Source organism: Larkinella punicea (assembly GCF_003334855.1).
Lineage (GTDB): Bacteria > Bacteroidota > Bacteroidia > Cytophagales > Spirosomataceae > Larkinella > Larkinella punicea.
Window position 1 is genome coordinate 21,179 of sequence record NZ_QOWE01000024.1, and the last position, 12,479, is coordinate 33,657.

The 12,479-nt window shown below is 53.8% G+C and carries 13 protein-coding genes; 6 read left to right on the forward strand and 7 right to left on the reverse strand.

The features are described 5' to 3' along the window. Positions 1-13: 13 nt before the first annotated feature. The 3 genes from DUE52_RS24740 to DUE52_RS24750 form a co-directional block, all read right to left on the reverse strand. Complete coding sequence (locus DUE52_RS24740; RefSeq protein ID WP_170315709.1) at positions 14-337, reverse strand: type II toxin-antitoxin system PemK/MazF family toxin; 324 nt, start codon at positions 335-337, stop codon at positions 14-16. Next, on the reverse strand, positions 331-588 hold the full coding sequence (locus DUE52_RS24745; RefSeq protein WP_114408760.1) for an AbrB/MazE/SpoVT family DNA-binding domain-containing protein: 258 nt from the start codon (positions 586-588) through the stop codon (positions 331-333). Before DUE52_RS24745 ends, DUE52_RS24740 begins: the two co-directional genes overlap by 7 nt. Before the next feature lie 104 nt (positions 589-692). Continuing rightward, on the reverse strand, positions 693-3,158 hold the full coding sequence (locus tag DUE52_RS24750) for a heavy metal translocating P-type ATPase (protein ID WP_114408761.1): 2,466 nt from the start codon (positions 3,156-3,158) through the stop codon (positions 693-695). Between the two features lie 132 nt (positions 3,159-3,290). Between DUE52_RS24750 and hemN the strand changes: the two genes are divergently transcribed. After that, positions 3,291-4,652, forward strand: coding sequence for an oxygen-independent coproporphyrinogen III oxidase (hemN, locus tag DUE52_RS24755; protein WP_114408762.1), 1,362 nt, complete (start codon positions 3,291-3,293; stop codon positions 4,650-4,652). 192 nt (positions 4,653-4,844) lie between these two features. On the opposite strand, the gene DUE52_RS24760 is transcribed toward hemN, so the two are convergent. The 4 genes from DUE52_RS24760 to DUE52_RS24775 form a co-directional block, all read right to left on the reverse strand. Next, positions 4,845-5,372, reverse strand: coding sequence for a hypothetical protein (locus tag DUE52_RS24760; RefSeq protein ID WP_114408763.1), 528 nt, complete (start codon positions 5,370-5,372; stop codon positions 4,845-4,847). An 18-nt stretch (positions 5,373-5,390) separates the two neighbouring features. Then, positions 5,391-6,083 carry a hypothetical protein gene (locus DUE52_RS24765; RefSeq protein ID WP_133299940.1) on the reverse strand — a complete coding sequence of 231 codons (693 nt, stop codon included), beginning with the start codon at positions 6,081-6,083 and terminating at the stop codon, positions 5,391-5,393. A gap of 96 nt (positions 6,084-6,179) precedes the next feature. Then, positions 6,180-6,629, reverse strand: coding sequence for a pyridoxamine 5'-phosphate oxidase family protein (locus DUE52_RS24770; protein ID WP_114408765.1), 450 nt, complete (start codon positions 6,627-6,629; stop codon positions 6,180-6,182). A 5-nt stretch (positions 6,630-6,634) separates the two neighbouring features. Further along, positions 6,635-7,759, reverse strand: a complete 1,125-nt coding sequence (locus tag DUE52_RS24775) for a L,D-transpeptidase family protein (RefSeq protein ID WP_114408766.1) — start codon at positions 7,757-7,759, stop codon at positions 6,635-6,637. A gap of 211 nt (positions 7,760-7,970) precedes the next feature. Between DUE52_RS24775 and DUE52_RS24780 the strand changes: the two genes are divergently transcribed. The 5 genes from DUE52_RS24780 to DUE52_RS24800 all read left to right on the forward strand — a co-directional run bounded on the left by DUE52_RS24780 (position 7,971) and on the right by DUE52_RS24800 (position 12,334). Further along, positions 7,971-8,216: a hypothetical protein gene (locus DUE52_RS24780; protein WP_114408767.1), complete on the forward strand. Its 246-nt coding sequence runs from the start codon at positions 7,971-7,973 to the stop codon at positions 8,214-8,216. A gap of 51 nt (positions 8,217-8,267) precedes the next feature. Beyond that, a complete protein-coding gene (locus tag DUE52_RS24785; RefSeq protein WP_114408768.1) occupies positions 8,268-9,086 on the forward strand; it encodes a universal stress protein in 819 nt (272 codons plus the stop codon). A gap of 99 nt (positions 9,087-9,185) precedes the next feature. Next, the gene (locus tag DUE52_RS24790; RefSeq protein WP_114408769.1) at positions 9,186-10,061 is read left to right on the forward strand and encodes a universal stress protein; all 876 of its coding nucleotides are present in this window, start codon (positions 9,186-9,188) and stop codon (positions 10,059-10,061) included. 478 nt (positions 10,062-10,539) lie between these two features. Next, positions 10,540-11,154 carry an RNA polymerase sigma factor gene (locus DUE52_RS24795; protein WP_114408770.1) on the forward strand — a complete coding sequence of 205 codons (615 nt, stop codon included), beginning with the start codon at positions 10,540-10,542 and terminating at the stop codon, positions 11,152-11,154. A gap of 91 nt (positions 11,155-11,245) precedes the next feature. Continuing rightward, the gene (locus DUE52_RS24800; RefSeq protein ID WP_114408771.1) at positions 11,246-12,334 is read left to right on the forward strand and encodes a FecR family protein; all 1,089 of its coding nucleotides are present in this window, start codon (positions 11,246-11,248) and stop codon (positions 12,332-12,334) included. The last annotated feature ends 145 nt before the right edge of the window (positions 12,335-12,479 follow it).

Genomic DNA, 12,479 nt, shown 5'->3' on the forward strand with positions numbered 1-12,479 from the left:
GCCGTTTTTCTTTTTAGTACGTAAAGATGGCAACCAGCGTCTGGCACACCTGATGGCATACCGCGTCGTCTAAGCTACCGATGTGTTTTACCAATCGAACTTTATCAACCGTGCGGATCTGATCTAAAGCTACCTGACCAGCCTGACCGGAGAAATGGCAGTTGACTCGGGTAGGATAACGCTTTTGTGTGCTGGTTAGGGGCGCTACTATCACGGTATTGAGCCGTTGGTTAATCGCATCCGGGGATATAATCAAACAAGGACGTGTTTTGGCAATCTCGCTGCCCTGGGTCGGATCTAATGAAACCAGCCAAACGTCAAACCGCTCGATTACCATGTCCACTCAGTTTGGTCAAACTGGTTTGGTGTGCCATCAAACAGATCGCCTTCGGGCTGATCTCCGGCTTTGATTGCTTCGTCAAAAACCTGCTCCCAGCCATCCCTTGGGTGTTTTTTGACAGCACGCAGGATAAGCGCTCCTTCGGTTATTTCAATGTCAACAGCACCTTCAATGCCTGCCTGTTGCAGAACCGTTCGAGGCAGGAGAATACCCTGTGAATTACCGATTTTACGAATGACCTGTAACATAGACTTGTCTCTGGTTTGTTATAACAAAGGTATAACAAACCAGAGACAAGTCTATGGCAAACGCTGATTTACAATTTACTTATTTTAGTCAACCTTGTATGGGCTTAGTTTTTAATCTCTTTCCACCGCATTCCCAACGTCCCAATCAGCAACATCGTCGCGGAACTGACGGGCATCAGAATGGCGGCCACAACCGGCGACAGATTCCCCGTCAGCGCGTAGGAAAGGCCGATGAAATTATACAACAGCGAAACCGCAAAACTAAACCGGATCAGCCGCATACCGAAGCGGCTGTACGCCAGCAGTTCGGGCAGTTTTCTTAATGAGGATGCTTCCAGAATGGCGTCGCTGGCGGGTGTAAACTGAACGGTGTCTTCCGTGACGGCAATGCCGACATCGGCCTGTTTCAACGCCCCGGCATCGTTCAGGCCGTCACCCACCATCAACACGCGGTGGCCCCGGTTTTGCAGGTGCCGCACGATGTCGAGCTTTTGCTGCGGCTGGCAGTTGAACGTCATATGATCCGGGGTAAACCAGCGCGCCAGTTCGGGCCGGGCCGTGTCGGTATCGCCCGAAAGCAGATACAAGCGGTGCGTGGATTTCAGCGAATCGAGCATCGCATCGAGACCGGGACGGTATTGGTTCGGAAACCGGAAACAGCCCCGGTATTGCTGCTCGATGGCAATATGAACACGCGCTCCGGCTGAATCGGTTGGGGTTTCTTTCGCGGATGGTGCGGACACCGACTGCGGATTTACAAACGAAGCCGAGCCGATTTTAACTTCCCAGCCATCCACAAACCCGTGCAAGCCGCGGCCCGGTATTTCCGTAAAATCATCCACCACCAGCGGTTGAACGTCGGCCAGATGAGCGGCCAGTTTCCGGCTGAGCGGGTGAGCCGACTGCCGCACCAATGATACGACCAGCGCCTGTTCAAAGTCCGTCAAAGCTACCGAAAACTCCTCCACAACGCTCCCGTGTTTGTCTTCACTCAATCGCTCAATCGCTCTTTCACTCACCGTCTCCGTCAGCGTACCGGTTTTGTCGAAAACGATGGTGTCACAATCCGCCATGTGCTCGATGACGTTCGCGTTTTTGAGGTACAATTTCTGCTGGCTCAGCTTCCGAATTCCATTCCCCAGCGCGAACGGATACGAGAGTGACAGCGCACACGGACAGGCAATGATCAAAACCGCCGTAAAAGCATTGATGGCCCGCGCGGGGTCGTGCGTATACCAGTATAAGCCCACGATTGTGGCTAACGCAATGACGGTCAGGGTAAAATACTTCCCGACGGCATCGGCAAAGGTGCGCATTCGGGAGGTGTCACCCTTGCGGAACGCGTCGTTGTTCCAGAGTTGGGTCAGGTAACTTTGCGATACCTCCCGCACCACTTCCAGTTCAATGGCTTCGCCAATCTGCTTGCCACCGGCATACAGCAACGCCCCCGGTTTCTGGGCTTCCGGCTGCGATTCACCCGTCACGAAACTGTAATCGATCAGGGCTTCTCCTTTGTACAGCAAGCCGTCAGCGGGAATCAGTTCGTGGTTACGAACCCGGATTCGATCACCCTTGCGGAGTTCGGCTACGGGAATGGCGGTTTCGCCATCCGGTTTTAAAACCGTTACGGCCAGCGGAAAATACGATTTGTAATCCCGTTCGAACGACAGAAATTCGTGGGTGCGCTGCTGGAACCATTTGCCGCACAACAGAAAGAAAATCAGGCCCGTCAGCGAATCGAAATAACCGGCACCGTTGAGAAACAAAACCTCGTAGGTGCCCCGGAAAAACGCCACCAGAATCCCGAGCAGAATGGGAAAGTCGATGTTGATGATGCCTTTTTTCAGACTCGTCCAGACCGATTCGAAATAGCCCGATGCCGAGTAAAAGACGACCGGAATGGCCAGCACAATATTGAGTAGACCGAAGAGGTGTTTGAACGATGGATCGTCGAGGCCGAGGTATTCGGGAAAGCTGAACAGCATGATGTTGCCCGAACAAAAACCCGCCAGTGCCAGCCGGTAGAGCAAGGGGCGGTACGACGGTTTTTGCTGTTCTTTAACGACATCGTTCAGGCTGATCAGGGGCTCGTAGCCAATCGACGCGAGCAGTTCGACCACCTGCCGGAGCGTGAGCTGATCGGGCTGGTAGGTCAGGTGAACCTGCTTTTTGAGAAAATCCACCCGCGACTGCTGAATGCCCGGATGGATGCGGTAGAGGTGTTCGAGCAACCACAAACACGAACTGCAATGGATGGTCGGAATGTAAAATGTAACCCGGGCAACCGACGTACTGGAAAACTCCAGCAGTTGGGCAACGATGGCGGGATGGTCCAGAAATTCGAGCCGGTTTTTTGGGGCATTTTCCGTTTTAAGGGGGTTGCCGGGCCGAACGCCGTTGCCTTCCTGTTCAATCGAATAGTATTGACAAAGCTGGTTTTGATTCAGAATGCTATAAACCGTTTGACAGCCTTCGCAGCAGAACGGTTTTTCATCGTATTCAAGGTTGTGCTCTGCACAGTCGTTGCCGCAGTGGTAACAGGTAGTCGCTGAAATCGTTGCTGTACGCATACCATATTTTTCTTGGCAAATTGGGTCGGAACAGGTCGTTAAACCCTGACGAGCGTCAGCAAACCGAGTGATACCGGTCAGGGTACGGCGTGCGAATCTCCGCCAATTTTGGTGCTTCAATCTCCAAATCGTATGCAGTCTCTCATTCAGAAATACGACGTTCCCGGCCCGCGCTACACCAGCTACCCGACTGTGCCGTTTTGGGACGAAACCACGTTCAGCGAAACCGCCTGGGTGCAAAATCTCAAACAGGCGGTTTCGATCAGCAACAGCACGACCGGTTTGAGCCTGTATATTCACCTGCCGTATTGCGAAAGCCTGTGTACGTTTTGCGGTTGCAACAAGCGCATCACCCGCAACCACGGCGTCGAAGAACCCTACATCGATGCGGTTTTGGCGGAATGGAATCTCTACTGTGATTTGCTGCCCGAACAACCGCGCCTTGCCGAACTGCACCTGGGGGGAGGAACGCCCAGTTTTTTTGCTCCCGAACAGCTTGAACGGTTGCTGACGGGCATTTTCGAACGGGTAACACCCACCGAATCTCCGGATTACGGCTGGGAAGGCCATCCGAACAATACGACCTACCAACATCTTCGGGTACTCTATCATTTCGGTTTCCGGCGGGTCAGCTTTGGCGTTCAGGATTACGACCCGGTGGTGCAAAAGGCCATTCACCGGCTTCAGCCGTTCGAAAACGTGCAGCAGGTGACGACCTGGGCCAGACAGATGGGCTACCAATCGATTAGCCACGACATCGTGTTTGGACTGCCGTTTCAGACACCGGATTCCATTACCGATACGTTCTACAAAACCCTGATGCTGCGGCCTGACCGCATTGCGTTTTATTCCTACGCGCACGTTCCCTGGATCAAAGGCAACGGGCAACGCGGTTTTGGGGACGAAGACCTGCCGTCGGGTGAGCAGAAACGGATTCTTTACGAAACCGGGCGGGCGTTGCTGGAACAGGCGGGGTACGTCGAAATCGGCATCGACCATTTTGCCCTCCCGCACGATGCCTTGTTCAAAGCCCTGCAAACCGGGACGCTGCACCGGAATTTCATGGGCTACACGACCACCCAAACCCGCGTCCTGATTGGCCTCGGAACCTCGTCCATCGGCGATGTATGGTCGGCGTTTGCCCAGAATGAAAAAGACCTCGATGCGTACCTGAACCGGGTTCGGGCGGGCGAACTTCCGCTTCTGCGCGGCCATGTCCTGAGCCGGCAGGATCAGTTTCTGCGTCGGCAGATTCTGAACATCATGTGCCAGGGCGAAACCCGGTGGACCTGGGATGGCTGGACGGAGGACGAGTGGGCGGTTTTGTGCGACCGGCTGGAGTCGTTCCGGTTCGACGGGTTGATTGATTACAACGCGGAAGGCTTGCGGGTACTGCCCGAAGGTCGCCCGTTCCTGCGAAATATCTGCATGGCGTTCGACGCGCGGCTCAACCAGGCCCAACCCCGGACGCGGCTGTTTTCTCAGACGGTTTAGGTGTTTGAAGAAGAGTTAAGCCACCCTGACAGCGGTCGAAGACCCTGTCAGCGGTGGCGGTATCACGCGCTCAAGTCTCCCTTCAGGGGATTGGGTAGAACAAAATAGGGCAATTTATAAAAAAGAGTGAAGCCGCTGACAGGGTGTATAACCGCTGTCAGGGCTGCCGACACCCTCCCTGCGGTGGCGGAATCAGGAGGCCACATGCCGGGTTGAAAAGGATTTACTCGTCCTTCTCCCCGGTTTTTCGTTTTTGGTCTCCCACAAATACGTATTATCGTGGTTTTTTTGCAGCCGGTAAAAGGCAATGGCCATCAGAACCGTAGCCGGAAAAGCCGCATACAGTCCCAGTGGCGCAATGGCCAGCCCGAAAACCAGCCCATCCCAGCAACCCAGTTTGAAAAGCTCTCCTTTTAGAAGCATCGACACGGCAATCAGGGCCTGACCAGCGGCAATCACCAGGATCATGGGTCTGATGATCGTTACAAACGGACCCATGATAAACCAGCGATACAGCGGAATGGCGGTGTCGGCGTAATCCTGATACACCGAAGGGGAAATCAAGGCCATCGACGCATTGAACCAGGCGGCCCAGCCAAACAGGAGCAGGAAAAACAGCCGGGTGATCCGGGGCCATTCTTTACTTCCCCAGATGGCGACGAGGAACAATAGGTTGGCGACGGTGTAGGCCGTCCAGAAAAAAGTCAGGGAGAAAAACATGGCGGTTTTGGAGATCGGTTACAAAGCGTGAGGATAACGGAATCGGCCCCCGCCGATGGACAGGGTTACATACAGGCCGTTGAGGGCATAGGTCGGCTTGAACTGGTGTTGAACACCTTCCGGAATTTGTACCCAGTGGGCGGATTTCGAACTGACCAGATACCCAACGCGCAACCCCAGCCAGAGACCCCGGACTTCATCCGGATTGTCGGACGGATTGCGGGCGATCAAGCGGTTGAAATGAACCGCCAGATCGGTGGAATGGCTGGGTAGCATCCACACCACCGGCTCAGAACCCGACTGGTTGACGCTGATGACGGATGACGAAAGCCCCTGACTAAAAGACGAATAGAGCAGATACCGACGGTTGTCGAACAGCACGTAGCCCAGCTTGAGCTGCCCCAGACCGGCCACGCGTTCGACGCGGGTTTGCTGAACCGAAATGCTGCGGGCCGTCAGAGCCGACGCGCTGAAACCGGCCATCCACCGGTTTCGGCGCAGCCACCCTTCTCCTCCGCTGTAGATGAAATGGTTGTGGAGCGTGGGAAACCAGTCGGGAGCGAAGGCTTGGGCGACGGCACCGGATTGCGGGGCATTGAGGTAGCCCATCTGAAAAAAGCCGATACTTCCCCGGACAGTCTGCGCCGATGCCCCCGTGCAGCCGACCAGCAACAGGCCGAGCATGATCCCTACTGAAGTAATCCGTTTCATCGTCTTGGTAAATGAAGGAGCGTGTAAACCGGTATAAAACTCCTTCGGAATCGGGAAAAAGAGAATGACGGATGAGAGGTAACCGGCTGATCATCGTCAGGTTAGCGAGTGGGTATAACACCGGCCGGTTTTGCTCTGAATCTGAATTCGGTAGACCACCGGGTAGACGACGTTGTGGTCGACCGGTTCTTTTTCGCCGGGATACCCCATTTTTTCGCCGGCAAAAACCGGGATTTTCCGGTGTTCGAGCAGATACAGGGCATAATCCCGGTCATCACCCTGCAATTCTTCAAACAGACCTTCGATGACCACGCTGTGCCAAAGACCCGGACTGATCATTTCGTCGATTTCGAAAGCGACGTGCGGATTCTTGCGCAGCAACTGGGTTTTAGTGCCTTCGCGGGTGAGACCCAGGATGGCGTGTCCATCGTAATAATACATGACGGGTTCGATCAGAATCCGGTTGTCGGCGGCACAGCCGATGCGGCCAATATACTGGTTGACCAGCATGGAGTCCATTACTTCGTTGGTAAGTTCGGTTAACATCGGATTTAGCGTTTTACGGTTTGCCAGCCGTACACATCCGGGTAAAAAACCAGCGTGCCGGCCGAATTCACATCGACGGTTTGGTACTGAATAAGGACCGGAACCGGGCCGGGTAAGGGAACGGTTCGGGAGGGAAGATTGACCTGACGGCTTTCCAGAAAAGCCGGTTTGAAATACGGTGACTGCAGGAGCAGATTCGCCAGTTCGACCGGTTTGGCCACCCGGATGCAGCCGTGGCTCAAAAACCGCCGATTACTACTGAACAACTCCCGGTGGTTGGTGTCGTGCAGGTAAATATCAAACGGACTGTTCACGTCGAACTTCATTACGCCCAGCGCATTATCGCAACCGGTAGACTGGCGCAGACGATACGGAAAATTTTGGGCCGAAAGCGCCGTCCAGTTGACGGATTCGGGCGCAACGATCCGGCCCTTTGCATCGAGTACCTGTAGTCTCATCGCATCCAGAAACCCCGCCGGATTGCGTTTGATTTTCGGCAGAAATTCCTTGACCGCAATCGACCGGGGCACATTCCAGTACGGGTACGTAATGATTCGGGTGAGTTGCGCGCCGAAAAGGGGCGTTGGGGTGCGGGGATTGCCGACTATCACCCGCGACAGCAGCACTTCGTTCCCCTGGCGATTCAAAACCCGGAGCGTTGCGGAAGGAATGTTGACCACCACCACGAGGTCAGAAGTCACCCGATTCAGCCAGCGGTAATTGTTCAGGGCGGTTTTGATCTCGTGCCAGCGCGGAATCGAATCGCCACCGAAAAACATCAGCGAGTCCAACCCCGCCCGCAGCTTTTGGTAGGGCTCGAAAACCGGCTCCAGTGAGTGCCATTGGGCCACCCAATCGGGCGTTTTCTGTCGAATTTGCTCGACCACCTGATTGACGCGGGCCGAATCGATCTGTTCCGGCAGGTTCCAGTAACTCAGCCGGTTGGGGCGGTTTCCGTAGGCCAGTTCATACGCCAGCCGACTCAGGGTAGCGCTATCCAGCCGAACACCCGTTGTGTCAAGCCCCGACCGATACAGCAGATTTTGCCATTCGGGAAGGGTTTGACCCACCACGGTCGGAAACCGGGCGGTCAGGAGAATCAGGATAACCCAAAGCGTTTTTAGATTCATCGGTTGCGGTATCAAGAGACGGGATCGCTGCGGTAACCGGTATCAAAGGAAGGGGGTCGCAGCCTGGGAAGTCCTAATAATTATAGGCAGGCGAGGTGATTTATGTCAGCTTTTTGGCGGATGAATATCAGGGCGTTACCGGAGCGGGGCCTTTAGCTTTGCGACAGATTGAACGAAAGTCCTTATCCAGCCCTAAACCACCCAGACCGCCATGACTTTTGAACCCGCCCAAAATCAACTGGCCTTTGTGCTGCCCGTCTCCTTCCGGAAAGCGGAAGTGATTTTTCAGAAACGATTTGATCACAGCGAAGAAGTTCATCTGGTGGTTCAGCCGAATCAACGGCCCCGGCAGGTGGTTTCAACGCAGCAACTGAGCAGCGGACTCTGGCACGTCATTCTGGACTGGTGGGATGGAAAAAGGCATTACTGGGCCGAAAAAGATATTCTTATCCACTAAACGGGGCAAAGGCAGTTGTCGCATGTCCCCACTTTAACCCTACTTTTACCGATGAAAACCATTGTTCTAGCGACTGATTTTTCCAAAAGTGCCAAGCCCGCGTCGGACTTTGCCCTCCAGCTCGCCATGCTTCTCAAGGCCCGGCTGGTTCTGCTGAACGTCTATCACCATCCGCTCCGTATCCCGGCTCTACAGGCCGTGTTTACGCCCATGGAGGAAAAAAATAAAGTAAGTGCCCGGCGGAAACTCTACCGGCTGCGGGACAAACTGCAAACCGCTGCGGGCGGACGGCTGACGATCTCGGTCATGGCCCGGGAGGGCTCGACGCTGGAAACCATCAACGCGGTGGTGAAAGAACAAAAAGCGGATTTGCTGGTGATGGGCACCGCCGGAGCCAACTCGCCCGGTGCGCGGTATTTCGGGAGCCAGGCCACGGAAATGATTCTGCACACGCTGGTGCCTTTACTGTTGGTTCCGCCAGCGGCCCATTTTGTGCCGTTTAAAAACATTGTCGTAGCGATTGATTTCGGAAAACCGGTCGATGCCCTGGCACTGGATGGTGTTCTCCGGTTTGCCACCCGGTTCGATGCGTTTCTGAACATCCTCGGCGTCAGCGACAAACCCGCCGATCCCGCCATTCAGCAGGCTGCGGAAGCCGTTCGGGATCTGCTCCGGCATCGTCCGCACACGGTAACGGTTGTTGGCGGAGACGACCTGACGCGGACCATTCTGGAATTTACGCAGGCGAACCGCGCGGACCTGGTCATGATGTTGCCCAAATCCCACAACCGGTTTCTGTTTTCCATTCTGGAAAGTAACACCCAACAGATGGCGCGGCAATCCGACGTGCCGGTTTTGGCAATTGTATAAAATTGGTAGTTTTAAGGCCCTGCTGTGCCGAAAACTCACCAAGGCGGTTTTTAGCGGCATTGAAATTGCAGGAGAAAAGAAAACCCTTATTCCCTGGTTATGAAAAAGATACTGTTGCTTACCGACTTCTCGGAAGCATCGAAAAAGGCAATTCACTTTGCCCAGGCCCTGTTTGACGACACGGCGGCCGAATTCTGTCTGCTGCACGCGTATCCGCTCGAATCCGATACCATGTACGGAACAACGTTTCTGATGGAAGAGGCCGAACAAAATGCCTACCGCAGCCTGCAGGAAATGCTGTCGGAACTGATGGCCAACTACCACCCGCCGTTTCATTCCTACCAGATTCGAACCGCTCCCGGGAGCCCTATCGGGGCGGTGGAAGCCGCTCTGGAGCAGGAAACGTTCGACTATGTGGTGGTGGGTGCCAGTGGTTCCGGATTCATGGCGGTTTTGGGAAGCGTGGCAACCGGGCTGGTTCGACACGCCAAAACCAATGTGCTGGTGGTGCCCCACACAACCGCCATCCGACCCGTTCGGGAGGTGGTGCTGGCCACCGACTCCAGCACCCTCCAGCATGTGCCCTGTTTAGAGCCGCTCAATGAACTGGTGACGCGGAAAAGTGCGCGTTTGACGGCCTTGTCCATCGTGAACAGCCAGACGCCGAAGCTGGTCGGCGAAGAGTTTGATGACTACAACCAGCGGCTCGCGCAGGTGTTCGATTCGGTGGAAACCGGGCCGTATTTTATTCTGGACGATGAAGTGGAACACGGGATCAACACCTACCTGACGACCCATTCGGTCGATTTGCTGGTGACCGTTCCGCACCGGAAAACGCTGATGGACGCGGTCTGGAACCGCAGCCTGACGCGTCGGCTGGCGTTCCGCCCGCCCGTTCCGCTGCTGGCCCTGTATGACCCGGAACCGGTTAGCCGGGGAGAATCGGCGGAGAAACCTTTCTTTGACGAAGCGTAAGAAAAGTAAGCTAGGATGGATTGATGGAAAAGCAGGGGTCGATGACTCCTGCTTTTTTGGTGAAGAAAAGAAACCAGGACTTATGTCTGATAATTCATTGGGCTTCCTCTTTTTGCCCCTAAATCCCCCTAAAGGGGACTTATAGCATCCGGATTAGGCTGCGTCCAAGTCCCCTTTAGGGGGATTTAGGGGCAGAAAGAGGAAGTCCTAGAGACGTAAATGTGAATTTTTAAATGATGAAGGCTGAATGTAAGCGTGGGTTTTGAATTGACTTGATCGTTTTTTGTCAGTTTGCTAACCAGGGAATAAAAATTGGGCATCTATTCCGATCGCAAGGGTTCACTTTTTCTTAATACAAAGATGTTGATGCAGCGTCATTTCTTTCGTACTTTTCCTAATATTGAAACGATAAACAGCCACACGCTTTCCCGGGGAACCACTCCCTTCTGACCCCTTACCATCAGCTAAGCCCGAAACCATGTCCAATCTGCCTGAAACCAACAGATCGAGAGATTCCCAGCTCTGGAAAGATCTTGTGCTTGGCAACGAGCAGGCGTTGGGATCTCTCATGCGGATCTACTATCGGTCTTTGCTGAATTACGGGCAAAAATTTAACCGGGACGAAGAATTCCTCAAGGATTGCATCCAGGAATTGTTCATCGAAATCTGGAACCGGAGACAAACGCTGTCGAGCCCCGACAACGTCAAAGCCTATCTTTTTTCTTCACTCCGGCGCAAAATATACCGGGAGGTTCACAAACTCCCGCTTTTCTCCCACCCTGAAAGCGCGGATGCCGAAGACAGCGGTCTACACGTTGAATTTTCCCCGGAATGGTGGCTCATTGAAGAAGAAAGTCTGGCAGAACGTACCCGAAAAATGGGACACCTGCTCAACCTCCTCCCCAAGCGTCAACGCGAGGTGATCTATTTAAAATACTATCAGGAACTCAGCCGGGATGAAATCGCGCAGGTTATGTCCATTTCTCCCCAAACGGTATCGAACCTGATTCATCTGGCTTTCGTGAATCTGCGGGACCGTATCAAGACGGTTGCGATCAGCCTCTTCATCATATTGACCCTGTTTTTGGTCTAGGAAAAGCCTTCCCCATAATTTTTCAAAAAATAATACAAAAATCTGGTATGGGAGACGCATTCCCTGCATCTCATCATTGAAGCCTATTTCTATGACCGATTACCGCAAGTTTATCGTCGAAGATTTTCTGACCGACCCTCTGTTCAGGGCATGGGTCCTGAACGGTGACGCCCAGGCGACCGATTTCTGGCAACACTGGCTGGCTGGCAATCCGGACCGGTCGGCAATGGTTGAGGACGCGAGAGCGCTTTTGCTGGCGATGGCTGAAAAACGACAAATGCTTTCCGACGATGAACTCGACACGATCGTCGAAGGCACGCTTGGGAAGCTCAGCAGTAACACGGAAACGGGCCAGCCAACCGTCAGGCGGATGTATCTGGTGTGGGCGAGGGTGGCAGCCGCTGTTCTGGTGGTAGCCGGACTTGGCTGGCTGGTGCAAAAGTTTCCCTTGGGTGCTTCTTTCAAGGCAATCTCCACAACGTCATCACCGTCGGAAATCCGTGTGGAACGAACCAATGATACAGACCGGCCGATGACGGTGCTGCTGGGTGACAAGAGTACCGTCATCTTGCAGCCGGGCAGCCGGCTCTCGTTCAGTTCGGCTTTGGAAAAAGAGCCCAGACGCATCGTGTATCTCGACGGCGAGGCCTTCTTTGATGTCGTGAAAGATCCGGCTCACCCTTTTTTCGTTTATTCAAACCAGCTAATTACCAGAGTCTTGGGTACTTCTTTTCGCGTAGTGGCCTATGAGCGGGAAAAACAGGCTTCGGTAAGCGTGCTCACGGGCAAGGTTACCGTATTTACGAAAAAAGACCTGGAAAAAATGGACAGGATAGCGATCCGCCCGGGGGCGGGCGGACTGGTTCTATCGCCCAATGAGCAGGTTACGTTTAGTCAGAATAAGGCCAGGTTTACCAAATCAAGGATTCAAGGGCTGGCTAACCTGTATCATCCGCCCCGGTTTTCGTTCGACGAAACACCCGTTGCAGACGTTTTTAGCGCCCTTGAAAAAGCGTATGGGATCGACATTGAATACGAGCCTGAAAAGTTGGACGGCTATCGGCTGACAGCCACATTTTCGGAGATGAGCCTGCATGACGAGTTGCATCTCATCTGCCGCATTATCAAAGGCACCTATCATATTGAAGAAGGCAGGGTGATCATTGAAACCGATCGATAACTGCCTCAGAAGCCTCATTAATTCACAAAACCCTGCCTTAACCCTATGAATAAAACCTGATCTGCAAAAAACAAATGATGTCGCAACCATCATTCACTCCTAAACCTCTTTAACCTCTTCCGTTGACAAGGCCTTGATCCGGGTA

Bases quoted from the DNA above. Each gene is read 5' to 3' on its own strand.
- DUE52_RS24740 (WP_170315709.1), bottom strand. From the start codon at position 337: ATGGTAATCGAGCGGTTTGACGTTTGGCTGGTTTCATTAGATCCGACC.
- DUE52_RS24745 (WP_114408760.1), bottom strand. From the start codon at position 588: ATGTTACAGGTCATTCGTAAAATCGGTAATTCACAGGGTATTCTCCTG.
- DUE52_RS24750 (WP_114408761.1), bottom strand. From the start codon at position 3,158: ATGCGTACAGCAACGATTTCAGCGACTACCTGTTACCACTGCGGCAAC.
- hemN (WP_114408762.1), top strand. From the start codon at position 3,291: ATGCAGTCTCTCATTCAGAAATACGACGTTCCCGGCCCGCGCTACACC.
- DUE52_RS24760 (WP_114408763.1), bottom strand. From the start codon at position 5,372: ATGTTTTTCTCCCTGACTTTTTTCTGGACGGCCTACACCGTCGCCAAC.
- DUE52_RS24765 (WP_133299940.1), bottom strand. From the start codon at position 6,083: ATGAAACGGATTACTTCAGTAGGGATCATGCTCGGCCTGTTGCTGGTC.
- DUE52_RS24770 (WP_114408765.1), bottom strand. From the start codon at position 6,629: ATGTTAACCGAACTTACCAACGAAGTAATGGACTCCATGCTGGTCAAC.
- DUE52_RS24775 (WP_114408766.1), bottom strand. From the start codon at position 7,759: ATGAATCTAAAAACGCTTTGGGTTATCCTGATTCTCCTGACCGCCCGG.
- DUE52_RS24780 (WP_114408767.1), top strand. From the start codon at position 7,971: ATGACTTTTGAACCCGCCCAAAATCAACTGGCCTTTGTGCTGCCCGTC.
- DUE52_RS24785 (WP_114408768.1), top strand. From the start codon at position 8,268: ATGAAAACCATTGTTCTAGCGACTGATTTTTCCAAAAGTGCCAAGCCC.
- DUE52_RS24790 (WP_114408769.1), top strand. From the start codon at position 9,186: ATGAAAAAGATACTGTTGCTTACCGACTTCTCGGAAGCATCGAAAAAG.
- DUE52_RS24795 (WP_114408770.1), top strand. From the start codon at position 10,540: ATGTCCAATCTGCCTGAAACCAACAGATCGAGAGATTCCCAGCTCTGG.
- DUE52_RS24800 (WP_114408771.1), top strand. From the start codon at position 11,246: ATGACCGATTACCGCAAGTTTATCGTCGAAGATTTTCTGACCGACCCT.